Below are 23,218 nucleotides of genomic sequence, written 5' to 3' on the forward strand. Positions count from 1 at the left end.
ACTCACCCCGGCCGGCATCACCAGGGGCGCGGGACTGTTGTCGATCTGCGGCTACCGCCGCGCGGCCGCGACTCACCCCGGCCGGCATCACCAGGGCCGCGGGACCGTGTCCGATGCGCGGCTGGCGCCGCGTGGGCGCGACTCACCCCGGCCGGCATCACCAGGGCCGCGGGGCTGTGTCCGATGCGCGGCTACCACCGCGCGGGCGCGACTCACACCCCGGCCGGCATCACCAGGGCGCGGGACTGTTGTCGATCTGCGGCTACCGCCGCGTGGGCGCGAGTGGAGCGGGTTTAAAGGGGCGCGGGGAACTGCGCGACCAGCCACGACGGTGGCGCGCCTGACCACCGGCCCGGAGGGGCAGTCGCTGTCTGTGTCTGTTCCGCTCGCGGCAGCGAACGAGGCGCCCGGCCCGTCAGGGGCCGGGGTATTTGCGGCGACGGAGGCCCGCGGCCGTGAGGCGGCGGACGAGTTCCTTGCTGCCGATCTCGATCGCGCCGAGCCGGACCGCTTCGGCGTAGCGGGACGCCGGGAGGTCGTAGTGGTCGCGTTCGAACGCGCGCGGCGGGGCGCCCAGGCGGGCGGCGAAGGCGTGCAGCTCGGCGTACGAGGTGTCGCTGACCAGGTGCGACCACAGGCGGCCGTGGCCGGGCCAGGTCGGCGGGTCGATGTAGACGGGCACGGTCAGCTGTCTTCCGGGGCGGGGTCGGGAGCCGGGCCCGGGCCCAGCGAGCCCACCGGGGCGATCGCCTCGCCGACCGCCTCGCAGACCCAGTGCGGGTCCGGGCCGAGCTCGGGTTCGACGGCGAGGGCGTGCGGGTCGTCGCAGTGCGGGCACAGCGGCCAGCGGCCGTAGGTCTCCAGGAGGGCGTCCTGGACGTCCTGGGCGAGCAGGCCGGGGACGTAGGGGGCACCGTCGGACCACTGCTCCAGCCACCAGCGGCGCGAGCTCACGGCTTCTTCGAGGAGGGAGACGGTTTCGGGGGCGGTGGCGCCTCTCGCTTGGAGGTCGGCGAGTACGAGTGCACGGGCGGCGTGCAGCACGCTCTCGTCTGCGGGCTCCGGCCCGCTGTCCCGGTCGGGGCGCCCTTCTTCCGGTACGTTCATCCCCCTATTTTCCCCCTTCGGGGGAACCGCCCCACCAGCCCCTTCCGGTCGCCCCCGGACCGTCCGCCCGTCGGCTAGGAACCCGCTGACGTCAGGGCCTGGCGGAGGTGGCCGTTCGAGGCGGCCAGGAGGCGGGTGGCTGTGGGGGCGTCCACCTGGGCGAGGAGGGTGAGGATCGCGGGCTTGACCTCGCCGTCCGTGGCCGTCAGGGCCGCCTCGATCGCCGCGTCGCCCGCTCCTGTCGCGAGGGCGACGATCCGGCGCGAGCGGGCCCGCAGCTTCTCGTTGGACGCGCGCACGTCCACCATCAGGTTGCCGTAGGTCTTGCCGAGCCTGATCATCGTGATCGTCGACAACATGTTGAGCACCAGCTTCTGCGCCGTCCCGGACTTCAACCGCGTTGATCCCACGACGAGTTCGGGTCCGACGACCACCTCGATCCCGTGCTCCGCGGCAGCGGCGAGCGCGGACCCGGCGTTGCACGAGAGGCCGATGGTCAGCGCGCCGACCCCGCGCGCGTACTCCACCGCGCCGACCGCGTACGGCGTGCGGCCGGACGCCGAGATGCCGACCACGCTGTCGGCCGCCGTCAGCCCCAGCGCCGCCAGGTCCGCCGCGGCCAGCTCCCTGCTGTCCTCGGCGCCCTCGATCGACGTGACCATCGCCTCGGGGCCGCCCGCGATCAGGCCGACGACCTCCTGCCCGGGGGTGGTGTTGAACGTCGGCGGGCACTCGCTGGCGTCGAGTACGCCGAGCCGTCCCGCCGTGCCCGCCCCGGCGTAGACCAGCCGCCCGCCGCGGGCCATCCGCGCGGCGATCCCGTCGATCGCGGCGGCGATCTGCGGCAGCTGGCCGGCCACCGCGGCCGGAACGGTGGCGTCCTCACCGTTCATCGTGCGCGCGATGTCCAGCGTCGAGAGCCGGTCGATCTCCGCCAGGTCCGGGCGGAACTCCTCCGTCGTGAGCGTCTCCAACTCGCGGCGCAGCTCGGTGTAATGCGACATATGCGGCTCGTTCATCCTTACTCTGCGATGCTTTTCCGGTGCTCTTCGGCGCTCTGACGTGCGTGAGGAGGCGGGTACGGGCGGTAAGCGGCGGAAAGTGCCGGTTGGTGACGATCATGCCTCATGCGCGGGCGGCGCGCGGCCGGTGCCGGTGCGCGAGCGCTTCGTACGAAGCGGACAGGGCGGGCGCGGCGGAGTCGTAGGTGCGTTGCGCGACTCCGATGAACAGGCAGTCCACGACCAGCAGTTGGCCCGTCCTGCTGGACATCGCGGCCGGCCGCAGCTCGCTCTCCCGCGAACTGGACGTCGTCAGCACGAGATCCGCGTACTGCGTCACAGCGCCGTCCGCGCGGCCGGAGATCGCGATCGTGGTGGCACCGTGGTCGAACGCGGCGCGCAGCGGCTCGATGACGTCGTGGGTGCTGCCGGAGTGGGTGATCGCGAGGGCGACGTCGCCGGGCCGGAGTTGGACGGCGTTGGTGACGGCCAGGTGCGGGTCGGCGTGCGCGTGCGCGATCAGGCCGATCCGCAGCAGCTTCTGGGCCAGGTCCTGGCCGACGAGGCCGGACGCGGCCATGCCGTAGATGTCGATCCGGCGGGCGACGGCGAGCGCGCCGACCGCCGCTTCCAGCTGCACCATGTCGAGTTGGGCTGCGGTGTCGGCGAGGGTCTGCTGCTCTTCGAGGGCCAGCTTGGTGACGACGTCGGGGAGGGCGTCGTCCACGGCGATGTCGGCGGTCATCGCCGGTGGCGCGCCGGTCGCCTGCTGGGCGGCGAACGCGGCGAGGGCCAGCCGCAGGTCGCGGTAGCCCGGGTAGCCGAGCAGGCGCGCGGTGCGGACGACGGTGGCTTCGCTGGTGCCGGTCCTGATCGCCAGGGCGGTGACGGTCAGCTGGGCGCAGCCGGCGGGGTCGCTCGCGACGGCTTCCGCGACGCGCTGCATCGAGCGGGTCATGGAGGGCGCGGCGGTGCGGACCTTCGCGGCGAGGGCTCCCGGGTCGGGGAGGGTGACGGGGGTGGCGGGAGGAGTGGGGGTCGGCTGGGCGGTGTGCGCGGGGTGGGCTGCACGCATGCTTCGGAGGCCTGGGGGGAAAGTTTCCTTCACGCTGTAGGTCACCTTCTGAAAGGTATTTTCACCCCCAGCTCCCGTCAACCCCGCGTCCCCGGCCGAACCCGGCCAGCCCCCGGGCGGTCAGTCGGGAAGCGCGGCGAGCATCGCCTGTTGGTGGCGGTATCCGACCGTCTCGTACCCCACCACCGTCACGAACGGCGCGAGCATCACGATCAGCAGGCACACCGCGATCGCCGCCCCGACCGCCGCCAGAACGACCGCCACCGCCAGGACGAGAAGCGTCGCCGAGATCAGCAGCAGGTGGAAGCGGTCCGCGGAGGACAGCAGCAGCGTGTGCAGCAGGTACACCATCAGCAGGTACACCCCCACCGGCACCGCCAGCGCGAGCACCACCGCCGTCCGGCCGATCTCCGCGTCGTGCTCCAGGGCGAGTCCGGCCACGTGCAGTCCCCCGCCGGACGCGGCGATGCCCGCGAACAGCGGGATGTGGCCGTAGCCGAACAAGTACCCCCGGGCCCGGCGGCGTTCGAGGACGTCACCGAACGGCGTGGTGAAGTACACCCACCACATGCCGAACGTCAGGCCGATGCCGGCCACCACCACCGCGATGGCGTTGCCGCTCCAGTGCGTGCCGTCCGCGCCGCCGAGCAGTTCGCCGGACGAGGCGACCGTGCCGACGACCCCCTCGCCGAGCACGATGATCGCGAACAGGCTGTAGCGCTCGGCGACATGGTGCGGATGCCACGGTGTGTCGCCGGCGCCGCCCTGGGCGAGCCGCGGCAGCACCATCTCCAGCACGCCGAGCACCGCGAACGCGGCGAAGGTGGCGGCGAACGGCAGATGCGTGAACGCGAGGGCCAACCAGCCGAGTTGGAGGAGCGCGGTCCAGCGGATGTTGGCCATGCCGACGTCCCGGTACCCGGGTGACTCGCGCGCGGCCCGCCACCACTGGGACAGCAACGCGACCCGCATCACCACGTACCCGAGCACGATCACCCGCATCTCGAAGTGATCGCCCTCCTGCACGGAGTGGAACATCGCGGGCAGCCCCAGCGAGAACACCACGACGCCGATCATCTGCACCATCGTGAGCGCCCGGTCCAGCCAGTCGTCCGTGCCGAACGCGGACGCGAACCAGCTGTAGCCGATCCAGGCGACGCTGATCGCGAACATCGCCACCACGAACGCGGCGACCCCGCTCCCGGCGTGGCCCGCGGCCAGCGTCTCCGCGAACTGGTCGGCGGCGGTGCCGACGGCGACCACGAAGGTCAGGTCGAACAGCAGCTCAAGGGGGGTGGAGACGCGCCCGCGCTCGCCGGGATCGCGCCCGGTCATCCGCACCCGGCTGTGCGCCAGCCTGCGGACCCCGTCGCCGCCGCCCCGCGCCTCGTCCCCGCCGTCCTGCGCCCCGTCGCCCGTATCCGCGGCCGCCCCGGCGGACTGCGGGGGATCGTTCTCGCTCGGCATGGTGGTTCGGTGGTCCCTTCTCCGGTGGGGATGAGCTTGCTGCACCCTGTCTACGGCGTCCAGGCCGTCAGAGCCCGGAAGGCGGGGCGGGCGGCGGGCGCAGGGCGTCCAGGAGGAGGTCCAGGAGGCGGGTGACGCGCTTCGGGGTGTCGCCGGCCGCGGTGGCGAGGAACACGCCGAGCAGCATCGTGGTGATGTCCTCCGCCTCGACGTCCGACCGCAGCGAACCCGCCCTGGCGCCCTCGGCGAGGAACGTGGCGAGCACGGCCGTGATCCGCTCGCGGGTGGTCGGAGTCGCCATCCGGCCGGACGCCCAGCCGGCCCGCAGCGTGTCGATCATGCCGCGCTTGGTGGCGACGAAGGCGGCGTAGCGGTCCATCCACGCGCGCAGGGCGGCGTCAGGGGGGAGGTCGGCGAGCAGGGCGGGGGCGCTCGCGGTGACGTCGTCGAGCTCGGCGGCGTAGACGGCCTCGACCAGGGCCTCGCGGGTCGGGAAGTGCCGGTAGAGCGTGCCGATGCCGACGCCGGCGGCGCGGGCGATCGTCTCCAGGACGACGGTGTCGTCGGCGGCGGTGAAGGCGTCGCGGGCGGCGGCGAGGAGTTTCTCGCGGTTGCGGCGGGCGTCGGCGCGGGCGGGCCGGCCGGCGGCGTCCGGGACGGGGTCGGGGGACGGTTCTCCGGGCGTGCCGGGGGGCTCCGGCGCGCCTGGCGGATCGGCGGGAGTCAAAACGGAGGTACCTCCGGTAGTGTTACAGTCGAAGAACGGAGGTTCCTCCGCTTCGTATCCATGGTCGCACAAGGACGGGATTCCCATGTCGCACACCGACACCTTCACCGACACCACGGCCTCCGGCGCCCCGCGCCCCGGAGGCGGCTGGCAGCTCGCCGGGCACACCGTCTCCCGCGTCGGCTTCGGGGCGATGCAGCTGGAACGGCTCGACGGCGACCGGGCCGCGGCCGTCGCGATTGTGCGGCGCGCGGTCGAGCTCGGCGTCGACCACATCGACACGGCCGAGTTCTACGGGTACGGCTTCGCCAACGGGGTCCTCCGCGAGGCGCTGCGCGAGGAGGACGGCGTGGTCGTCGTCAGCAAGGTCGGCGCGGCGCCGGACCCCGGCGGCCCGCGCCCGCTGCGGCTCGCGCAGCGGCCCGAGGAGCTGCGGGAGGCCATCGAGGCCAACCTCGCGAGCCTCGGGCTCGACCAGATCCCGGTGGTGAACCTGCGGCGCGCGGACGCCGGGGCCGGGCTGATCGCCGAGGGCGACCAGATCGTCGACCTCGACGACCAGCTCGCGGTGATGGTCGCGCTGCGCGACGAGGGCAAGATCGGCGCGATCGGACTCAGCAACGTCAGCTTGGCGCAGCTGCGGCGGGGGATGCCGGCGGGGATCGTGTGCGTGCAGAACGCTTACAGCTTGGTGGCGCGGGACGACGAGGAGACGCTCGCGCTGTGCGTGGAGGAGGGCATCGCGTGGGTGCCCTACTTCCCGCTCGGCAGCGCTTTCCCCGGCTTCCCGAAGGTGACGGACCAGCCCGCGGTGCGGGCGGCGGCGGAGTCGCTGGGCGCGAGCCCGGCGCAGGTGGGGCTGGCGTGGCTGCTCCAGCACGCGCCGAACGTGCTTTTGATTCCGGGGACGGCGGATGGGGCGCACCTTGAGGCGAACGTGGCGGCAGGTTCGCTCGCGCTGAGCGGTCCGACGATGGCTTCCCTCGACGCGATCCGCGCTTCCCGCTGAGCCCCGACCCGCCCCGCCGCGGGGGTTGCGCCCGTACCCCGACTGCCAGCCGGTGGGGGCTGAGCGCGCAGTTCCCCGCGCCCCTGACGGGGCGCCCTTGTCGCCGGGCGCGAGCGGAGCGCTTTTAAGGGGCGCGGGGAACTGCGCGACAAGCCACGGCGGGCCCGCACCTACCCACGACGGGGCCGGGCCCCGAAAGGGGCGCGGGGAACTGCGCGACAAGCCACGACGGCGCCGCACCTACCCACGACGGGGCCGGGCCCCGAAAGGGGCGCGGGGAACTGCGCGACAAGCCACGGCGGGGCCGCAGTGATTCGCGGCGGTCAGGGGCGGGGGGGCTGGAGGGACTCCAGGCGGGTGAGGAGGGCGCGGAGGGTGGGCTCGGGGATGGACGGGTGGGGGGCGGGGGAAGCGGGGTCGAGCCAGGGCCAGAGGTCGGGCCCTATGAGCTCGCTCGCGCGGACCGGCGCGCGATACAGGTCCGTGCCGTACTCCTCCGCCAGCCGCGCCGCGAACAACCGCTGCAACTGCGGACGCAACCGCTTCTCCAGGTACGCCGGCCCCTCCGCCCCGAGCGCGTTGTGCACCAGCCACTCCCACGACCCCAGCCCCGGCTGCGAGTGGCCGAGCAGCCGGACCGGCCGGCGCAGGCCCGAGTCCCGGGCGCTGCCGGCCAGCGCGTAGCGGGCGATCACGATGCCCGCCGCGACGAACGCGGCGAGGCCGAAGGCCACCGCGTCCACCCCGTCGGTGACCGCGAGCAGCACCTCGCCGGCCGCCGCGACGAGCACCAGCACCGTGACGGAGTGCCGTACGGAGCCGATCCGTACCCGCCGCCGCGGGGGCGCGGTCTCGGCGCGGGCGGCGGTCTGCACCGGGGCCGTGATGTCGATGAAGCCCCGCGAGTTCGCCGTCATACGCTCTCTCCCGCTCCTAGTTGGGCCGCCAGGCCGTTCAACGCGGCGGCGGCCCGGTCCCGTTGGGCGTCGGACATCGGGTGGCTGGAGTAACGGGCCTCCCGGAACAGGTCGGTGAGCGCCGCCGCGTCCGCGGCGATGTCCAGGCCGCTGTCGGCGACCCGGCGCAGCAGGTCGGTCGGGGTGTCGGAATCCTCCCTGACGACCCCGGAGCCGGCCAGCGACGCCTCCATGGCGACGTAGCAGGCGATCACGGCGGCCCGCGCGTCGGAACCGTCGAGCAGCGCGCGGCGGCCGGATGCCACCGCGTCCGCCAACGCCCCAGCCGCGAGGGGCGGTTCGGCGCTCGGCGCCTGCGGCGGCTTCCCGCCCAGCTCCTCGCGCAGCCGTACGTACGCGTAGGCCAGCCCCGCGAGGAACACCAAGGCGATGACGACGAGGACGACGTACCAGAGCGGGGAGTGGCCCGATTCCGGCGGAGGGGGGTTCGGAGGTGCGGAGGGCTGGAGCGCGGGGAGGGGGGCGGGTTTGGGGGGCGGTTCGTGGTAGGGGCGCCGCCGCAGCCGGTGCAACGCGATGGCCCCGGCGGGCACGGCGACGGCGAACGCCAGCAGAGCGGCACGCACCGCCTGCACGAGGCGCAGTTCGACGGGGTCGAGCGACGCGTTGTGCCCGACCTGCCCCCGGTGCCGGATCAAGAGGGCCGCGCACAGCACGCCCCAGCCGAGCGCGAGCAGGATCGTCGGCAGATCGCCCGTGACCACCCCCCGGCTCCGCCCGGGCCAGCCCCCGGGCCGCAGCAGCAGCGCACTCAGCGCGACCCCGGCAACGACCACGGCGAGCAGCACCCGCCCAAGGCCGCCAGAGCCACCGGAGCCGACCGACAGGCCCGCGCGACCCGGCCTCACCGCGCTACCCGCACCACCGGGGCCGGCCGCCAGCCCGCGACCCGGCCTCGCCGCGCTACCCGCACCACCGGAGCCGGCAAACACGTCCGCACCACCCGTACCGCCCGGCGCAACCGGCCCACCCGCACCGTTCACCCCCGGACCATCGCCGTGCTTTCGCCGCACCGGCCACCACACGCTCAGCTCCGTCCCCCCGTGCCCCCGTCCCCTCGCGGCAGCCTCGCACACAAGTCCGGGGGCCCGCCAGACCGGGCCGGCCGGGGCGGCGGGTGCCCGGCGGACGGCTCGCGTCGGGCCCGCGGCAAGCGGAAGGCGGTGCCCCCCTGTCGTCCAGGGGGGCACCGCCTTCGTCGCGCGGGCTGCCGATCGGGCTGATCCGGAGAGGATCGGTCAGATCAGAAGTCCATGTCACCGCCGGGCATGCCGCCCGGAGCGCCGGCCGGAGCCGCCTTCTCGGGCTTGTCGGCGATGACCGCCTCGGTGGTGAGGAAGAGCGCGGCGATGGAGGCCGCGTTCTGCAGGGCGGAGCGGGTGACCTTCGCCGGGTCGATGATGCCCTCGGCGATCAGGTCCACGTACTCGCCGGTCGCGGCGTTGAGGCCGTGACCGGGGGTGAGGTTGCGGACCTTCTCCACCACGACGCCGCCCTCAAGGCCGGCGTTGACGGCGATCTGCTTCAGCGGGGCCTCGAGCGCCAGCTTGACGATGGCGGCACCGGTGGCCTCGTCACCGTCGAGCTCCAGCTTCTCGAAGACGGCGGTCGCCTGGAGCAGCGCGACGCCACCACCGGCGACGATGCCCTCCTCGACGGCGGCCTTCGCGTTGCGCACCGCGTCCTCGATGCGGTGCTTGCGCTCCTTGAGCTCGACCTCGGTGGCGGCACCGGCCTTGATGACGGCCACGCCGCCGGCCAGCTTCGCCAGCCGCTCCTGGAGCTTCTCGCGGTCGTAGTCCGAGTCGCTGTTCTCGATCTCGGCGCGGATCTGGTTGACCCGGCCGGCCACCTGCTCGGTGTCACCCGAGCCGTCGACGATGGTGGTCTCGTCCTTGGTGATGACGACCTTGCGCGCGCGGCCGAGCAGGTCCAGGCCCGCGTTCTCCAGCTTGAGGCCGACCTCCTCGGAGATGACCGTGCCACCGGTGAGGATGGCGATGTCGCCGAGCATGGCCTTGCGGCGGTCACCGAAGCCGGGGGCCTTGACGGCCACGGACTTGAAGGTGCCGCGGATCTTGTTGACGACGAGCGTGGACAGCGCCTCGCCCTCGACGTCCTCGGCGATGATCAGCAGCGGCTTGCCGGACTGCATGACCTTCTCCAGGAGCGGGAGCAGGTCCTTCACCGAGGCGATCTTGGAGTTGACGATCAGCACGTACGGGTCGTCGAGCGACGCCTCCATACGCTCCAGGTCGGTGGCGAAGTAGGCGGAGATGAAGCCCTTGTCGAAGCGCATGCCCTCGGTGAGCTCGAGCTCGAGCCCGAAGGTCTGCGACTCCTCGACGGTGATGACGCCTTCCTTGCCGACCTTGTCCATCGCCTCGGCGATGAGCTCGCCGATCTGGGTGTCGGCGGCGGAGATGGAGGCGGTGGAGGCGATCTGCTCCTTGGTCTCCACGTCCTTGGCCTGCTCCAGCAGAGCGGCGGAGACGGCCTCGACGGCCTTCTCGATGCCGCGCTTGAGGGCCATCGGGTTGGCGCCGGCGGCTACGTTGCGCAGGCCCTCCTTGACCAGGGCCTGGGCGAGCACGGTCGCGGTGGTCGTACCGTCACCGGCGACGTCGTCGGTCTTCTTGGCGACTTCCTTGACCAGCTCGGCGCCGATCTTCTCGTAGGGGTCCTCCAGCTCGATCTCCTTGGCGATGGAGACACCATCGTTGGTGATCGTGGGGGCGCCCCACTTCTTTTCGAGAACGACGTTGCGGCCCTTGGGGCCGAGGGTGACCTTGACGGCGTCGGCGAGCTGGTTCATCCCGCGCTCGAGTCCGCGCCGCGCCTCCTCGTCGAACGCGATGATCTTTGCCATGGTGAAGTGTCCTCCGCGGACTGGGTTCCCCCACCGGGGCAGGGGGCGGTGGATCGGACCGCGTGGCGCCCGCGACGGACGGCCAGCCTGGTCGCCGGTATCTTTCCGGCGCCCGAGCGGGCCTCGCCGACCCGGTCCTGCTGTCACTCTCACTCGGAGAGTGCTAACGCCAATGATTAGCACTCACCCGGGTGGAGTGCAAGCGTCAGCCGTCCGGACCCCCCTTACGTGCGCGCCCCACGTGCGCGCGCACGAAGGACCCGTACCGCGGCACTGCGGTACGGGTCCTTCGCCGTGAGTACGTCGCGTCGGTGGCCGAACGCGCCGGAGCCGATCAGCCGGCCAGCCGGACCATGTCCGCCTGCGGCCCCTTCTGACCCTGCGAGATCTCGAACTCGACCCGCTGGCCTTCTTCGAGGGTGCGGTAACCGTCCATCTGTATCGCGCTGTAGTGGACGAAGACATCCGCACCACCGTCGACCGCGATGAAGCCGTAGCCCTTCTCCGCGTTGAACCACTTGACGGTGCCCTGAGCCATTCCTAACTCCCCTATTACTGGCCCTATCGCGGCCCCGCGCTCCGCGGGCCCGGGTCAGACCTCACCCCGGGTAGGACCCCTTACCTTCGGCAGGGAGAGCCACGAGAGGTGTGCGCCGGAACGCGTCGACCGCGGCTGAATGTATCTGCACGGATGCCCAGTGCAACAGGTCAATCGGACGAGAATTCTTGGCGTGACCGATCGGAAATAGCCCGTGATAAATCGATAATGCGGGGCATCTCGGGCCTGACATAGCTCACCAACGGGACATTCGTCACGTGAATTTGGCGATAAATCGCCGCACTGACCGTCGATGGGGGGCACTTGCCCCCGGCAACCGTACAACTTTGAAACTTCCGCCCCGCACCCGCCCCCTCCCGTGCCAGGTGCAACAGTGCCCCGCTCACCACAAAGGGGTGAACGGGGCACATTTCGGCGGGTCTCACACCGCCGGCCGCCGACCGACGTCAGATCTTTGTCAGATCAGTGTGCGGGATGGTTCAACCACCCGCGACCGCGGGAATGATCGAGACGCTGGCGCCGTCCGGAACAGCCGTGGCGAGACCCTCGGAAAAGCGGACATCGTCATCATTTACATACACGTTGACGAAACGACGGAGCTTTCCGGTGTCATCAAGAACCCGAGCGGAAATACCCGCGTGATTCTCCTCCAGCGACGCGATGACCTCGGCGAGCGTGCCGCCCTCGGCCGGCACCTCGGCCTGGCCGCCGGTGTACGTACGCAGGATGGTCGGGATACGGACGGATGCACTCATGCGAGGCCAGCCTCTCGGAACGCGGCAACGGTCGGGCGGATGGTCGCGGTGGGTCCGGTGGTCGGTGCCACCGCGTCCAGGGTCTTCAGGCCGTCGCCGGTGTTGAGTACGACGGTCTCGGCGGCCGGGTCGAGCTGCCCGGACTCGATCAGCTTGCGCAGCACTCCCACCGTCACCCCGCCGGCGGTCTCCGCGAAGATGCCCTCAGTGCGCGCCAGCAGCTTGATGGCGTCCACGATCTGCTCGTCGTTGACGTCCTCCACCGCGCCGCCGGTCCGCCGGGCGATGTCCAGCACGTACGGGCCGTCCGCCGGGTTGCCGATGGCCAGCGACTTGGCGATGGTGTCCGGCTTCACCGGCCGTACGACGTCCAGCCCGGCCTTGAACGCGGCCGAGACCGGCGAGCAGCCCTCGGCCTGGGCACCGTAGATCTTGTATGCCTTGTCCGGCACCAGGCCGAGCTTGATCAGCTCCTGCAGCCCCTTGTCGATCTTGGTGAGCTGGGATCCTGAGGCGATCGGGATCACCAGGTTGTCCGGCAGGTGCCAGCCGAGCTGCTCGGCGATCTCGTAGGCCAGCGTCTTGGAGCCCTCGCCGTAGTAGGGGCGCAGGTTGACGTTGACGAAGCCCCAGCCCTCGCCGATCGGGTCGCCGATCAGCTCCGAGCAGAAACGGTTCACGTCGTCGTAGCCGCCCTCGATCGCGACCAGCTCGCCGCCGTAGACCGCGGCCATCACGACCTTGCCGGCCTCCAGGTCGTGCGGGATGAACACGCAGGAGCGGAAGCCGGCCCGGGCGGCGGCGGCGCCGACCGCGCCGGCCAGGTTGCCGGTGGAGGAGCAGGACAGCGTGGTGAGGCCGAAGGTGCGGGCCGCCTCAAGGGCGATGGCCACCACGCGGTCCTTGAAGGAGTGCGTCGGGTTGCCGGAGTCGTCCTTGACGTACAGGCCGCCGGTGACGCCCAGCTCGGCGGCCAGGTGGTCGGCCTTGACGAGCTTGGTCCAGCCCGGGTTCAGGTTCGGCTTGGTCTGGACGTCGGCCGGGACCGGCAGCAGCGGGGCGTACCGCCAGATGTTGGCCGGGCCGGCCTCGATCCGGGCGCGCAGCGCCTCCGGGTCGCCGGCGGGGAGGTCGTAGGCCACTTCGAGCGGCCCGAAACACTCCACGCAGGCGAAGATCGGGCTCAGCGGGAAGCGGGTGCCGCACTCCCGGCAGGACAGTGCCGCCGCCGGCCCGAAGGCGGGGGTCGAGGGGTTGTCCTGGGTGCCGGCGATTGTCTGGACAGACATGATGGCGAGGCCCTTTCTCCTCATCTTCCCCGTGACGGACGTCGCCACGAGACGGAATTGGCACCTTCCCCACCGTGTGACCTCGCGGTCGGCGGGAGGGTTGCCGGGGCTTCAACGGGCCGTTCCCTCTGCCCCTCTGGATGAGCGGTATGGCACCGGATGCTCTGGCTCCGGGCGTTTGTCCCGCGCTGACCCCCGGCATGCGGCGGTCATACGCGTTGTTCAAGACTGTAACCGACGAGGGTGACAGCTGAGATGGTCGTCCGGTCCGCGAGATGTGGCGCGCGAGGCCGCGTCGGAACTTTTGTCTGATTATGGCCGGTATCGATGTGTCACGAACCACAAGGAGACGTCCGACGTGCTCGATGAGGTGGAGCGGTGGCTGACCCGCCGGTCCTGGTCGGCGGCCGACCGGCCGCTTGACGTGCTGCTCGCGGCGAAACGGGCCGCCGGGGAGCGGGGCACGATCAGCGTGGTGCTGCCGGCGCTCGACGAGGAGGCGACGGTCGGGGCGATCGTGGCGGCGATCCGCCGGGACCTGATGTCGGCGGCGGTGCCGCTGGTGGACGAGGTGGTGGTGATCGACTCCGGCTCCCGGGACGGCACGGCGGCCGTCGCCGCGGCGGCCGGGGCGCGGGTGGTGCGGCGGGACGAGATCCTGCCGCGGCTGCCGGCCGTGCCGGGCAAGGGCGAGGTGCTGTGGCGGTCGCTGCTGGTGACCAGCGGGGAGATCGTCTGCTTCGTGGACGCGGACCTGCGGGAGTTCGACACGCGGTTCGTCTCCGGGATCGTCGGGCCGCTGCTCACCGAGCCCGGGGTGCAGCTGGTCAAGGCGATGTACGACCGGCCGCTGGAGACCGGCGGGACGGTGCTGCCGGCCGGCGGTGGCCGGGTCACGGAGCTGGTGGCGCGGCCGCTGCTGAACCTGCACTGGCCGCGGCTGGCCGGTTTCGTGCAGCCGCTGGGCGGGGAGTACGCGGCGCGGCGGTCACTGCTTGAGGGGCTGCCGTTTCCGGTGGGCTACGGGGTGGAGCTGGCCATGCTCATCGACGCGCTCGGCGTGGTGGGGCTCGACGGGCTGGCCCAGGTGGACGTCGGCGTGCGCCACCACCGCCACCAGGACGGCCAGGCGCTCGGCCGGATGGCCGCGGCGATCTACCGCACGGCCCAGCTCCGCCTCTCGCGGGGCCTGGTGCGGCCCCGGCTCACGCAGTTCCACCGCGCACCGGGCGGGGGTTTCGCCCCCCGCACCTACGAGGTGGACGCGGACGAACGCCCCCCGATGCGCACGATCCCGGAGTACGCAACCCGGAAGGTGGCGTAGCCGGCCCCGGCCGCACCAGACGCTCCCGGCTACGCCCGGCTTCAGGGGCGCGGGGAACTGCGCGACCAGCCACGACGGCGGCGCGCCTTACCACCGGCCCGAAGGGGCTGGTCCTGTTGTTTCCCGGCCAACGGTCGGTGGTGGGCTGGTGGCGCAGTTCCCCGCGCCCCTGAAAAGCGGTCCGCTCGCGCCTACGCGGCGGGAGCCGCAAAAAGCCGGGGGTGGCCGGGAGCGCACGGTGGACGTTTGAGGGTGCGGGCCGCTGGCTAAGCTGGCCGCATGGTTGACCTTGCCGGTTCGGAAGAACATGCCGCTCGGATTCTTGTCGCCTCCAATCGGGGGCCCGTCTCGTACTCCTTGGGGGACGACGGGGAACTGGAGAGCAGGCGCGGCGGGGGCGGGCTCGTCTCGGGGCTGAGCGCGATCGGGCCGGAGGCCGGGGCCGTCTGGGTGTGCGCCGCGCTCGGCGAGGGCGACCGGGAGGCCGTGCGCCGGGGCGTCGGCGAGCCGGGGTCGCGGATGATCGCCATCGAACCCGACGTCTTCCACGCCGCCTACAACGACATCGCCAACTCCGCCCTCTGGTTCGTGCACCACATGCTCTACCAGACCCCCCTGGAACCCCTCTTCGACGAGGAGTTCCGCACCCAGTGGGCGGCCTACCAGACCTACAACGCCGCCTTCGCCGACGCCCTCGCCGAGGAGGCCGCCGAGGGCGCCGCCGTCCTCGTGCAGGACTACCACCTCTCCCTCGTGCCCGCGATGCTCCGCGAGCGCCGCCCCGACCTGCGCGTCGGCCACTTCTCGCACACGCCGTGGGCGCCGCCGGACTACTTCCGCCTGCTGCCCGACGACATCGCCGCCGAACTCCTCGAAGGCATCCTCGGCGCCGACCGCGCCGCCTTCCTGACCCGCCGCTGGGCGGACGCCTTCGCCGCGTGCTGCGTGGCCGTACTGGGCGCCACCCTGTCCGACGACGGCCTGGAGATCACCTGGCGGGGCCGGACCACCCGGCTCGGCGTGCACGGCCTCGGCGCCGACGGCGACTTCCTGCGCGAACGCTCCCGCCGCCCCGACGTGGCCGACCGGATCGAGGCGCTGCGCACCGAGGCCGGGCCCGGCCGCAAGCTGATCGTGCGGGTGGACCGCACCGAGCTGTCCAAGAACATCGTCCGCGGGCTGCTCGCCTACCGGCAGCTGCTCACCGACCACCCCGGCTGGCGCACCCGCGTCGTCCACCTCGCCTTCGCCTACCCCTCCCGGCAGGACCTGTCGATCTACCGGGAGTACACCGCCGAGGTGGCCCGGGTCGCCGACGAGATCAACGCCGAGTTCGGCACCGCCGACTGGAAGCCGGTGCTGCTCAAGGTCGACGACGACTTCGCCCGTTCGCTGGCCGCCTACCGGCTCGCCGACGTGGCCCTGGTCAACCCGATCAGGGACGGCATGAACCTGGTCGCCAAGGAGGTGCCGGTGGTGTCGGACAACGGCGTCGCGCTGGTGCTGTCCCGTGAGGCGGGCGCGTTCGAGGAACTCGGCGACGACGCGATCGTCGTCAACCCGTACGACATCCGGGCCACCGCCGCCGCGCTGAACACCGCACTGACCCAGCCGGACGCCGACCGCACCGACCGCACGAAGCGGCTGGCCTCGGCGGCCACCGCGCTGCCGCCGAGCCAGTGGTTCCTCGACCAGCTGCACGCGCTGGACGACTGACCCAGGTGCTTGCGGGGCCGCCTCAGCCGCGCGCGGTGGCTATCAGCTCGGCGCCGCGCTCCGGCGTGATGATCGCCGCGATCAGCGGGTCGGCGAACAGCACGACCGGGGCTATGTGGTCCTCGCAGCGCGGGCGCCACCACGCGAACGCGGCCTTCAGCTCCGGCCAGGCGGCGTCCAGCAGCGCCGCCCGGTCGGCGCGCACCCGGGCGTAGTCGGGCACCGGATCCCGGGGCGCGGCGGCCCCGGTCTCCGCGACGATCACCAGCGGGCCGATGCGCGGCGGCGGGTGCCCGGCGGCCAGGAACGCCGGCTCGGCGGCGAGGCGGTCGGAGATCGCGCGGACGGCGGCGTCGAACTCCGGGTTGCCGAATCCGAGCCGGTAGCCGGGCTCGGCGCAGCGGGCCTCGTACGCCATGACGGCGGCGCGGGTCGCCGCGGAGCCGTCCCGCTTCAGCCGCCCCACAGTCGAGTAGGCGCCGGGGCCCCTGGCCGTCTCCTGAGCCACCATCAGCGGCAATAGTTCCGCGCTGAACAGCGGCTCCTGGAACGCCGGTTCACCGTCGTGGTTGACGTGGAGCACGGTGTCGAGCAGCATCGGCTCCCACTCGCCGCGCATCCCCAGCAGCTGCGTGCGCAGCAGCGCCGCGCGCTGACGCCCGTACTCCACCGCGGCGGCGAACACCTCCAGCGGTTCGTCGACGGCGCCGCCGAGCGCCGCGACCCTGGCCCGTTCGACCTCCGCGTCCCAGTGGTCCCTGGTCGGGCCGGGCGGCTGGCGCAGCGCGTGGAAGGACACGTACATGTCGCGCATCAGGTCGTAGAACGACCCGAATCTCTGCGGTCCCTCGCCGGACCAGGAGGCGAGCCAGTAGCCGGCCCACTCGCCGTCCGCGTCCACGTCCTCGGGATCGAGCAGCATCACCGCCGCGTCGCCCTCAAGGGACAGCCGCAGGGCGCGGCGCAGCACCCGCGCCTCGTTGACCGGGTCCCACCCGCCGTCGTCGCCCTCATCGCCATCGCCGGCCGTCTCCTCGGGCCCCTCCTCCGCCAGGTCCTCGTAGACCTCGATCCAGTCGCGGTCGTCGGTGTCGGCGAGCCAGGCCAGCTCTGCCGCACCGGCCAGCCGGTAGATGAAACTGCCCGTGTCGCGCCAGCCGTTCGTGACGAGCAGGAAATCCCGCAGGGACGGCGGCAGCCGGCGCCCGAGCCGCGCCTCGGCCGCCGCGACCTCGGCCTCGGCGGCCGGCTCGAAGCCCAGCCAGCGGTCCCGCCGGACCTCCGGCACCAGCTCCTCGTCCGCCCCCGGGCCGTGGCCGTCGACCCACTCCCCGCTCCACCGTTCGAGAAACGGGCGCCAGTCGCCCCGTCCCCGCCGCTCTCCCCGCCCCGTCGTCTCCATGTCCCCCATCCCACCACGGGGGTCTGACAACGCCCCCTGACCGACCCCAGGGCCGCCGCCCTACTCCGCGTCCTCGTCGTCGTCCGGCCACAGGTCGTCGGCGCGCAGGGCGAGGTCCTGGAGGACGTCCGTGGACGACACGTCGGTGCGGCCCGCGTCGTGGATCTCCGCGAGCGCGAGGTAGATCAGCGAGAAGACGCCGGTGAGCCGCTCGATGACCGGCCCGAGCTGCGCGCTCAGCGCCTCCGCGAGGTCGCTGGCCGTCGCGTCCATCGGGAACTCGATGTCCGGCAGCATCTCGTTGAGCAGCGCCCGCATGTTCTCGCCGGAGAGGTCGTCGCGATCCGGGTCCTCCTCGATCAGCGTCTGCATCTGCTTGGCCTCCGTCAGGATGCCGATGACCCGGCGCACGAAATCACTGTCTTTCATGCCCGGAGCGTACGGTGCCGCCGCACGCCCCCGCGGGAAGCTCAGCGCACCGGCTCCGCGATCCGGTACGTGACGCCCGTCAGCCGTTCCGACTCCTCCCACAGCCGGCGCTGCGCCTCGGTGTCGTACGAACGGGCGCTGGACTCGACGCGGACCGGGTGCCCGGTGAACTGCGCGCGGCCGGGCGGCCCGTAGTAGTCGCCGCCGCGCGCCACCGGATCGACCGCGGCACGTACCGGGGACAGCGCCGCCGTCCGCGGGTCCTGCAGCAGCCACCAGGTGAGCGCCCGCAGCCGGGGGTGCAGCGCCACCCGGACCGGCAGTGGCATGTCCCGGCCGAACTCGGTGCGGGCGTTGCCGGGGTGGGCGGCCACCGCGACGGTCGGCGCGCCGGCTGCCGACAGCCGGCGGTCCAGTTCGTAGGTGAACATAAGGTTCGCCAACTTGGCCTGGAAGTAGGCGTGTTGGTAGCGGTATCGGCTCGCCCGGGCGTCCGGCCCGGCGCCCGGTTCGGCCCCCTTTTGGCCCGCGCCTGCCTGGTGCAGGTCGTCGAAGTCGATGCGGCCGCGCCGGTGTCCGATGCTGCTGACCGTGACGACCCGCGAGCCGGGCACCGCCAGCAGCCGGTCGAGCAGCAGGCCGGTGAACGCGAACGGGCCCAGGTGGTTGGTGGCGAAGGTCATCTCGTGTCCCGCCGCGGTGAGTTCGTAGCGCGGCCTCACCCCGCCGGCGTTGTTGAGCAGCAGGTCGAGCCGGGGGAAGGCGGTTCGGATCTCGCCGGCGGCGACACGGATCGACTCCGGCGAGGCCAGGTCGAGCCGTACGGTGCGGACGGCCGCGGCGGGCAGCTCGGCGGTGAGCCGGGCCGCGGCGGCGGCAGCTCTGGTGTCGTTGCGGCAGGCCAGTACGACGGTGGCGCCGCGGGCGGCGAGCAGCCGGGCCGCCTCGAAGCCGAGGCCGGTGTTGCCGCCGGTGATCAGGGCCGTGCGGCCGTGCTGGTCGGGGATGTCGGCGGCGGTCCAGCGCGGGCGGGGGGTGGTGGGCATGGGTTGTCTCCGTCGCCGGGTCGGTCGGTGGGTAGAATCGGGATGGCGATCCCGGTTACGTCGAGAATACGGGACAGCCATCCCGCTTGTCGATCGCCGAGTAGGGTCGGGACGACCGGCCGACCGGCCCGACTGCTGAAAGGACACGGCCCCGCGATGGTGAACGAGCCCGCGCAGGCGTCGGCGGAGACGCCCGCGCAGGCGCCCGCGAAGGCGTTGCGCGCCGACGCGCGGCGCAACCGTGCCCGGGTGCTCCAGGTGGCCGCCGAGGTGTTCGCGGCCGAGGGGCTCGCGGTGCCCGTGCACGAGATCGCGCGCCGGGCCGGGGTCGGCACCGGTACCGTCAGCCGGCACTTCCCGACGAAGGAGGAGCTGTTCGCGGCGGTTCTGCTCGACCGCATGGCGGTGCTCAGTGCTCAGGCGGACGCGCTCGCCGAGGGCGAGGACGCGACGACGGCGTTCTTCACGTTCTTCGCCAGGCTCGTCCACGAGGGCGCGGCCCACCGCGGGCTCGCCGAGACGCTGGTCGGCGCCGGATACGACATCGACCAGGCGGCGGCCGAGCACGACTGCGACGTGTCGGCCCGCATGAACGCGATGCTGCTGCGCGCGCAGCGGGCCGGGGGCGTCCGGGAGGATGTCACGTACCCGGACGTGAAGGCGCTGATGACCGGCTGCCTGTCACGCGAGCCGGACCCGGCGGACGCCGACGCGGGCGCCGACGCACTGTCCCGCCTCATCACGGTGGTCTCCGACGGCCTGCGGGCCCGCGCGAACCCCGCGCCGCGGGGTCAGTTGCCGTCGTAGGAGACCACGACGCCGCCGAGGTCGGTGGCCACCTGGTTGCCGAGGCTCGCGTCGCAGAGGTCGACCGTCCAGTTGGCGGCCGTCACCACGGTGGCCGGCACTCCCACGTAGGCGATCGCCTCGCGCAGCGCTTCGTCGCGCGCGGCGTCCGACGGGTACAGCGTGAGCGTCGCGCAGTTGGAGTCGGCGGCGCCCGCCGCGCCCGTCTCGCAGGTGAGCGACACCGGGGACGCGGTGTGCCGCTCGCGGCACCCGGCCGAGCCGGCCAACTCGTCCGCCAGGGCGGTGACCTTGGTGAAACGGGGCGTCGCCGGGATCGCCGGCAGCGGGTACTTGGGGATCTTCTGCTGGTCGATCGGCGGCAGCACGACCCCGCCAAGCGCGCGGGCGATGTCGGGCGCGCGGCTGGGCAGTTTGACCCAGATGAACCAGTTGCCGGCGGCGACGATCGTCTGGTGGAACGGCTTCCGCCGACCCGCGCCGATCGCATCCCCGACGTCCAGCCGGGAGAACCTCTTCGGGTCGAGTACGTTGATCTCGATGATCGACCCGTCCGGCCCGACGGCGCAGGTCAACGTTGATCCGTACTGGTCGGCCGAGTTCTCGCCGACCGCCTTCGTACAGGGCAGCCCCTTGGCCGACAGCCGCGCCTGAATGTCCACCGCCGCAACGAAGTCGGGCCCGGTCGGCACGTTCGACGGCATCGGGATCTTCGGCGGCGGCCCACCCGACCGCCAGCACCCGGCCGCGAGCGCCAGCACGCACACCAGCGCCATGATCCGGGCCACCGGCCGGGCGACACGACGGAACATACGGATCAGTCCTTGGGTGCCGCCGGCGGTGGCCTCGTCGTCGGAATTTTACGCGCCCTGCTCGCCGGGCGAGAGGGTGATGAGGTCCGCTGCGGGGAGGGCTGAGAGGGGGAACGCCGTTGCTGCTACGCGGAGTTCGGGGGTGAGGGCGGACCACAGGGTGGTCAGCAGGGTTGCCGGGGTGGGGGCGTCCGTGCGGGTCTCGGTGAACGGGGGGCCGGTGGTGACGGTTTGGGTGTCGGAGTGGTAGGTCGTCAGCAAGATGGCCTCGCCGGGGGCGAGTTCTCCGACGCGCAGGGTCATGCGGTCGGTTGCCGTGCGGGGGCCCGGGCTGTGGCGGGCCGCGCCGAACCAGGCGGCGGAGCCGTTCGTGTCCGCCACCACCGTCAGGCGGGGGGTGAAGATCGGCGGGTCGGGCTCGTAGTCGAGGTCGTCCAGGGCCTGCGCCGGGGGCCGGCCGGCGGCGAGGCGGTCGGCGACCGTGGCGACCTGTTCGCCGTTGCCGTAGACGATCCACCGGCCGGAGGGGCGTACGGCCACGTAGTGGCGGAGGGCGTCGTCCGCGTCGCCCGCGACCGGGGCCACGGTCAACTCGCCGTCGGCGCCCGTGCGGTGCAGCGTGCGGGAGCGCGACGCAGCCGTCCGACCGGTGAGGAAGTACGCCCCGACGGGCGTCCCGTCGCCGGTGCAGGCCCACAACACCCCGCGTCCCGGATACCGGTTGGCCGACAGCACGTCGTCGAGCAGCTCCATTTGTCCCACCTCTCCGCGACCCCGCCGGGGGCCGGACACCGACAGACCGTCGCCCCATCCAACCGCAGCCGATACCGTTCCCTCCGTGGCGGACATGGCGGTGTCGATCAGTGAACCCGACCCGGCGTGGGCGGTGGCCTTCGCGCGGCAACGCGACGCGCTGGAAAGCGCGTTGGCGCCCTGGCTGGCCGGGCCGATCGAGCACGTCGGGTCCACCGCCGTGCCCGGGCTGCGGGCGAAGCCGGTGGTGGACGTGCTCGCGCCGGTCGGCGCGCTCGACGAGCGGGACGCGATGGTGGACGTGCTGTCGGCGGACGGCTGGCTGTACTGGCCCGACGACCCGCGCGGCGACACCCGGTTGTGGTTCCTGCGCCCGCACCCCGAGGCGCGCACCCACCATCTGCACGTCGTCGTGCACGGAGGCGCCAGGGAACGGGCGTTGCTGACGTTCCGCGACGCGCTGCGCGCCGACCCGGAGCTCGCGCGGGCATACGAGGAGCTCAAGGTCCATCTGGCACAGGAGAGTTCGGGCAACCGGAACGCGTACACCAACGGGAAGGCGCGGTTCGTCGCCGACGTGCTCAGGGCGGCGGGGATCGACGATCCGGTGGCGGAGGATCTGCCGGAGTGACGCACGCCCGCTGAGTAACTGCCTTACAGGAGAGGGTCAGTTCAGGGGCGTACCGTCTCCGGGCGCCCGGGCGTCAGCTGCGCGGGCCGTCCCAGTCCCGGTACAGGTCCCGCAGCAGCGCGATCTCCGCTCCGTGGTGCAGGACCTCCTGGTTGACCCACCACACCGTGTCGATGAACGCGTCCTCCGGGTCACTGCCGTTGGGGTACGTGCTGCGGCCGATCACGTCCAACTCGGCGTCGTCGGCGATCCCGAGGAGCGCGGCGCGCCAGGCTTCGGCCGCCTCGGTGAAGGCGGTGACGGCGGCCGCCGCGTCGCCGGGGACGCGGTAGTCGGCGCGGTCCAGCGCGTGGCTGCCCGCCGTGTGGTCCGCGCGCAGCGCCAGCATCTCGCTCAGGTGGACCAGCCGCCAGGCGATCGTGGTGAACGGCGGCGGCACCGGATTCGGGACCTCGGCCACGTCCCGGCCCCACTCCCCCGCCCCGGCCAGCCCGGACGCGCGCGGACCCGGCCCGTCGGCGTGCCGCCGTACCGACCAGCAGCCCGGCACCGGCTCCCACAGGTACTCGGCGTCGGTCAGCGGGCCGACGGGCACCTGCTGGCCGTTCCCGCTGTCGAGGAACGGGCCCGCGAGCCGTTCGGCCAGGCGCTGCCGGGCGAAGTCGAACTCGTCGAGGAGGGGGGTGAGGCGGCTGGGGGTCGTCACGGGTGCTCCTGCTGGGTACGGGGCCGGGCCGGGGTGGGCACTCTGCCAGGTCGCGGCACGGCGCCGCGCCTCGTTTTCCGCCGGACGGCCCGTCGAGCCCCGGCTGTCAGCGCGGCGCCCGCACCACCGGCAGGAACACGTCGTCGACGATCCCCGTGAGCGTCTCGTCGGTCACCGGCCGCCGGGAGAGCAGGAGTTCGTGCCGCAGCAGGTCGGTGGGGAGCGTCACGACGCGGACCGGCAGCCGGGCGGACGGGATCTCGCCGCGGGCGGCGGCCCGTTCGAGGATGGTGGTCATGACGTCGCTCATGACGGTGAAGAACTCCGGGTGCAGGTCGGGGAGGTCGGCCATGATGCCCCGGATCACGTCCTGGCCGGTGTCGCGATGCCGGTGGACGGTCTGCCGCAGGACGGCGAGCACGTCGCCGCGCAGCTCCCCGGTGTCCGGGATCTCGTCGGCGATCGAGCCCCCGCGGTGGCGCATGGCGGCGACGACGAGCTCGGCCCGGTTCGCCCACCGCCGGTAGAGCACCTGCTTCCCGGTCCGCGCCCGGGCCGCGACCCCCTCCATCGTCAGCCGCGCGTACCCGACCTCGCTCAGCTCCGCCCAGACGGCGTCGAGGATCGTCGCTTCGAGGGCGGGCCCGCGGCGGCGCGTGCCGCGGTCGCCGGCGGCGGCTCGGGCTTCCATCGCTGCGCTCGCTTCCGGGGTTCGAGGGGTCGGGGGCCGATGGTCAGCGGCCCGAGGTCGATAAGA

General features: G+C 72.8%; 24 protein-coding genes and 1 riboswitch. Of the genes, 5 read left to right on the top strand and 19 right to left on the bottom strand.

The features are described from left to right. Positions 1–415: 415 nt before the first annotated feature. The 6 genes from ACQPW6_RS14985 to ACQPW6_RS15010 form a co-directional block, all read right to left on the bottom strand. Entirely contained in the window at positions 416–682 is a 267-nt protein-coding gene (locus tag ACQPW6_RS14985; RefSeq protein ID WP_433890122.1) for a DUF4031 domain-containing protein, read from the bottom strand. A gap of 2 nt (positions 683–684) precedes the next feature. Next, positions 685–1,107, bottom strand: a complete 423-nt coding sequence (locus tag ACQPW6_RS14990; protein ID WP_433890123.1) for a hypothetical protein — start codon at positions 1,105–1,107, stop codon at positions 685–687. Positions 1,108–1,181: 74 nt separating this feature from the next. Next, a complete protein-coding gene (gene murQ, locus ACQPW6_RS14995) occupies positions 1,182–2,111 on the bottom strand; it encodes an N-acetylmuramic acid 6-phosphate etherase (RefSeq protein WP_433890124.1) in 930 nt (309 codons plus the stop codon). Between the two features lie 121 nt (positions 2,112–2,232). Continuing rightward, a complete protein-coding gene (locus tag ACQPW6_RS15000; RefSeq protein ID WP_433890125.1) occupies positions 2,233–3,183 on the bottom strand; it encodes a MurR/RpiR family transcriptional regulator in 951 nt (316 codons plus the stop codon). Positions 3,184–3,303: 120 nt separating this feature from the next. Next, positions 3,304–4,650 carry a low temperature requirement protein A gene (locus tag ACQPW6_RS15005; protein WP_433890126.1) on the bottom strand — a complete coding sequence of 449 codons (1,347 nt, stop codon included), beginning with the start codon at positions 4,648–4,650 and terminating at the stop codon, positions 3,304–3,306. Between the two features lie 67 nt (positions 4,651–4,717). Next, positions 4,718–5,377 carry a TetR/AcrR family transcriptional regulator gene (locus ACQPW6_RS15010; protein WP_433890127.1) on the bottom strand — a complete coding sequence of 220 codons (660 nt, stop codon included), beginning with the start codon at positions 5,375–5,377 and terminating at the stop codon, positions 4,718–4,720. Positions 5,378–5,462: 85 nt separating this feature from the next. Here ACQPW6_RS15010 and ACQPW6_RS15015 point away from each other — a divergent pair, with 85 nt between their 5' ends. Then, positions 5,463–6,386, top strand: a complete 924-nt coding sequence (locus tag ACQPW6_RS15015; protein ID WP_433890128.1) for an aldo/keto reductase — start codon at positions 5,463–5,465, stop codon at positions 6,384–6,386. A 323-nt stretch (positions 6,387–6,709) separates the two neighbouring features. Here ACQPW6_RS15015 and ACQPW6_RS15020 read toward each other — a convergent pair whose 3' ends face one another. The 6 genes from ACQPW6_RS15020 to thrC form a co-directional block, all read right to left on the bottom strand. Continuing rightward, positions 6,710–7,303 (bottom strand): hypothetical protein, encoded by a 594-nt coding sequence (locus ACQPW6_RS15020; protein WP_433890129.1) that lies wholly within the window; start codon positions 7,301–7,303, stop codon positions 6,710–6,712. Beyond that, positions 7,300–8,067 (bottom strand): DUF4129 domain-containing protein, encoded by a 768-nt coding sequence (locus tag ACQPW6_RS15025; RefSeq protein ID WP_433890130.1) that lies wholly within the window; start codon positions 8,065–8,067, stop codon positions 7,300–7,302. Before ACQPW6_RS15025 ends, ACQPW6_RS15020 begins: the two co-directional genes overlap by 4 nt. A gap of 539 nt (positions 8,068–8,606) precedes the next feature. After that, positions 8,607–10,232, bottom strand: coding sequence for a chaperonin GroEL (gene groL, locus ACQPW6_RS15030; protein WP_433890131.1), 1,626 nt, complete (start codon positions 10,230–10,232; stop codon positions 8,607–8,609). 334 nt (positions 10,233–10,566) lie between these two features. Next, positions 10,567–10,770, bottom strand: coding sequence for a cold-shock protein (locus ACQPW6_RS15035; RefSeq protein ID WP_009339379.1), 204 nt, complete (start codon positions 10,768–10,770; stop codon positions 10,567–10,569). Between the two features lie 500 nt (positions 10,771–11,270). Then, positions 11,271–11,546: a MoaD/ThiS family protein gene (locus ACQPW6_RS15040; protein WP_433890132.1), complete on the bottom strand. Its 276-nt coding sequence runs from the start codon at positions 11,544–11,546 to the stop codon at positions 11,271–11,273. Then, entirely contained in the window at positions 11,543–12,835 is a 1,293-nt protein-coding gene (gene thrC / locus ACQPW6_RS15045) for a threonine synthase (RefSeq protein WP_433890133.1), read from the bottom strand. Before thrC ends, ACQPW6_RS15040 begins: the two co-directional genes overlap by 4 nt. A 17-nt stretch (positions 12,836–12,852) precedes the next feature. Beyond that, positions 12,853–12,982, bottom strand: a riboswitch (SAM riboswitch). 211 nt (positions 12,983–13,193) lie between these two features. On the opposite strand from thrC, the gene ACQPW6_RS15050 reads away from it, so the two are divergent. Together ACQPW6_RS15050 and ACQPW6_RS15055 are read left to right on the top strand one after the other, a co-directional pair. After that, positions 13,194–14,159: a glucosyl-3-phosphoglycerate synthase gene (locus tag ACQPW6_RS15050; RefSeq protein WP_433890134.1), complete on the top strand. Its 966-nt coding sequence runs from the start codon at positions 13,194–13,196 to the stop codon at positions 14,157–14,159. Between the two features lie 279 nt (positions 14,160–14,438). Further along, positions 14,439–15,875 (top strand): alpha,alpha-trehalose-phosphate synthase (UDP-forming), encoded by a 1,437-nt coding sequence (locus tag ACQPW6_RS15055; protein WP_433890135.1) that lies wholly within the window; start codon positions 14,439–14,441, stop codon positions 15,873–15,875. Positions 15,876–15,897: 22 nt separating this feature from the next. Here the strand turns inward: ACQPW6_RS15055 and ACQPW6_RS15060 are convergent, their stop codons facing one another. The 3 genes from ACQPW6_RS15060 to ACQPW6_RS15070 are packed head-to-tail and all read right to left on the bottom strand — an operon-like array spanning position 15,898 to position 18,752. Then, on the bottom strand, positions 15,898–17,277 hold the full coding sequence (locus ACQPW6_RS15060; RefSeq protein ID WP_433890136.1) for an SMI1/KNR4 family protein: 1,380 nt from the start codon (positions 17,275–17,277) through the stop codon (positions 15,898–15,900). Between the two features lie 60 nt (positions 17,278–17,337). Beyond that, positions 17,338–17,706, bottom strand: a complete 369-nt coding sequence (locus tag ACQPW6_RS15065) for a hypothetical protein (protein WP_433890137.1) — start codon at positions 17,704–17,706, stop codon at positions 17,338–17,340. A 41-nt stretch (positions 17,707–17,747) separates the two neighbouring features. Next, entirely contained in the window at positions 17,748–18,752 is a 1,005-nt protein-coding gene (locus tag ACQPW6_RS15070; protein ID WP_433890138.1) for an oxidoreductase, read from the bottom strand. Between the two features lie 156 nt (positions 18,753–18,908). Here ACQPW6_RS15070 and ACQPW6_RS15075 point away from each other — a divergent pair, with 156 nt between their 5' ends. Beyond that, the gene (locus tag ACQPW6_RS15075) at positions 18,909–19,559 is read left to right on the top strand and encodes a TetR/AcrR family transcriptional regulator (protein ID WP_433890139.1); all 651 of its coding nucleotides are present in this window, start codon (positions 18,909–18,911) and stop codon (positions 19,557–19,559) included. On the opposite strand, the gene ACQPW6_RS15080 is transcribed toward ACQPW6_RS15075, so the two are convergent. Together ACQPW6_RS15080 and ACQPW6_RS15085 are read right to left on the bottom strand one after the other, a co-directional pair. Beyond that, positions 19,544–20,371, bottom strand: coding sequence for a hypothetical protein (locus ACQPW6_RS15080; protein WP_433890140.1), 828 nt, complete (start codon positions 20,369–20,371; stop codon positions 19,544–19,546). The two genes, ACQPW6_RS15075 and ACQPW6_RS15080, sit on opposite strands and share 16 nt — an antisense overlap. Before the next feature lie 48 nt (positions 20,372–20,419). After that, a complete protein-coding gene (locus ACQPW6_RS15085) occupies positions 20,420–21,124 on the bottom strand; it encodes an IMP cyclohydrolase (protein ID WP_433890141.1) in 705 nt (234 codons plus the stop codon). Between the two features lie 94 nt (positions 21,125–21,218). Here ACQPW6_RS15085 and ACQPW6_RS15090 point away from each other — a divergent pair, with 94 nt between their 5' ends. Continuing rightward, complete coding sequence (locus tag ACQPW6_RS15090) at positions 21,219–21,755, top strand: GrpB family protein (protein ID WP_433894536.1); 537 nt, start codon at positions 21,219–21,221, stop codon at positions 21,753–21,755. A 73-nt stretch (positions 21,756–21,828) separates the two neighbouring features. Here the strand turns inward: ACQPW6_RS15090 and ACQPW6_RS15095 are convergent, their stop codons facing one another. Together ACQPW6_RS15095 and ACQPW6_RS15100 are read right to left on the bottom strand one after the other, a co-directional pair. Further along, entirely contained in the window at positions 21,829–22,461 is a 633-nt protein-coding gene (locus ACQPW6_RS15095; protein ID WP_433890142.1) for a DinB family protein, read from the bottom strand. Positions 22,462–22,567: 106 nt separating this feature from the next. Continuing rightward, a complete protein-coding gene (locus ACQPW6_RS15100) occupies positions 22,568–23,152 on the bottom strand; it encodes a TetR/AcrR family transcriptional regulator (RefSeq protein ID WP_433890143.1) in 585 nt (194 codons plus the stop codon). Positions 23,153–23,218 lie beyond the last annotated feature (66 nt).

The organism is Streptomyces sp. CA-111067 (genome assembly GCF_050956065.1).
Classification (GTDB): Bacteria; Actinomycetota; Actinomycetes; order Streptomycetales; family Streptomycetaceae; genus Actinacidiphila.

Coding starts and splice junctions, on each gene's coding strand:
- ACQPW6_RS14990 (WP_433890123.1), bottom strand. CDS start 1,107: ATGAACGTACCGGAAGAAGGGCGCCCCGACCGGGACAGCGGGCCGGAG.
- murQ (WP_433890124.1), bottom strand. CDS start 2,111: ATGTCGCATTACACCGAGCTGCGCCGCGAGTTGGAGACGCTCACGACG.
- ACQPW6_RS15000 (WP_433890125.1), bottom strand. CDS start 3,183: ATGCGTGCAGCCCACCCCGCGCACACCGCCCAGCCGACCCCCACTCCT.
- ACQPW6_RS15005 (WP_433890126.1), bottom strand. CDS start 4,650: ATGCCGAGCGAGAACGATCCCCCGCAGTCCGCCGGGGCGGCCGCGGAT.
- ACQPW6_RS15015 (WP_433890128.1), top strand. CDS start 5,463: ATGTCGCACACCGACACCTTCACCGACACCACGGCCTCCGGCGCCCCG.
- ACQPW6_RS15020 (WP_433890129.1), bottom strand. CDS start 7,303: ATGACGGCGAACTCGCGGGGCTTCATCGACATCACGGCCCCGGTGCAG.
- groL (WP_433890131.1), bottom strand. CDS start 10,232: ATGGCAAAGATCATCGCGTTCGACGAGGAGGCGCGGCGCGGACTCGAG.
- ACQPW6_RS15035 (WP_009339379.1), bottom strand. CDS start 10,770: ATGGCTCAGGGCACCGTCAAGTGGTTCAACGCGGAGAAGGGCTACGGC.
- ACQPW6_RS15040 (WP_433890132.1), bottom strand. CDS start 11,546: ATGAGTGCATCCGTCCGTATCCCGACCATCCTGCGTACGTACACCGGC.
- thrC (WP_433890133.1), bottom strand. CDS start 12,835: ATGTCTGTCCAGACAATCGCCGGCACCCAGGACAACCCCTCGACCCCC.
- ACQPW6_RS15055 (WP_433890135.1), top strand. CDS start 14,439: ATGGTTGACCTTGCCGGTTCGGAAGAACATGCCGCTCGGATTCTTGTC.
- ACQPW6_RS15060 (WP_433890136.1), bottom strand. CDS start 17,277: ATGGAGACGACGGGGCGGGGAGAGCGGCGGGGACGGGGCGACTGGCGC.
- ACQPW6_RS15065 (WP_433890137.1), bottom strand. CDS start 17,706: ATGAAAGACAGTGATTTCGTGCGCCGGGTCATCGGCATCCTGACGGAG.
- ACQPW6_RS15070 (WP_433890138.1), bottom strand. CDS start 18,752: ATGCCCACCACCCCCCGCCCGCGCTGGACCGCCGCCGACATCCCCGAC.
- ACQPW6_RS15075 (WP_433890139.1), top strand. CDS start 18,909: ATGGTGAACGAGCCCGCGCAGGCGTCGGCGGAGACGCCCGCGCAGGCG.
- ACQPW6_RS15080 (WP_433890140.1), bottom strand. CDS start 20,371: ATGTTCCGTCGTGTCGCCCGGCCGGTGGCCCGGATCATGGCGCTGGTG.
- ACQPW6_RS15085 (WP_433890141.1), bottom strand. CDS start 21,124: ATGGAGCTGCTCGACGACGTGCTGTCGGCCAACCGGTATCCGGGACGC.
- ACQPW6_RS15090 (WP_433894536.1), top strand. CDS start 21,219: ATGGCGGTGTCGATCAGTGAACCCGACCCGGCGTGGGCGGTGGCCTTC.
- ACQPW6_RS15100 (WP_433890143.1), bottom strand. CDS start 23,152: ATGGAAGCCCGAGCCGCCGCCGGCGACCGCGGCACGCGCCGCCGCGGG.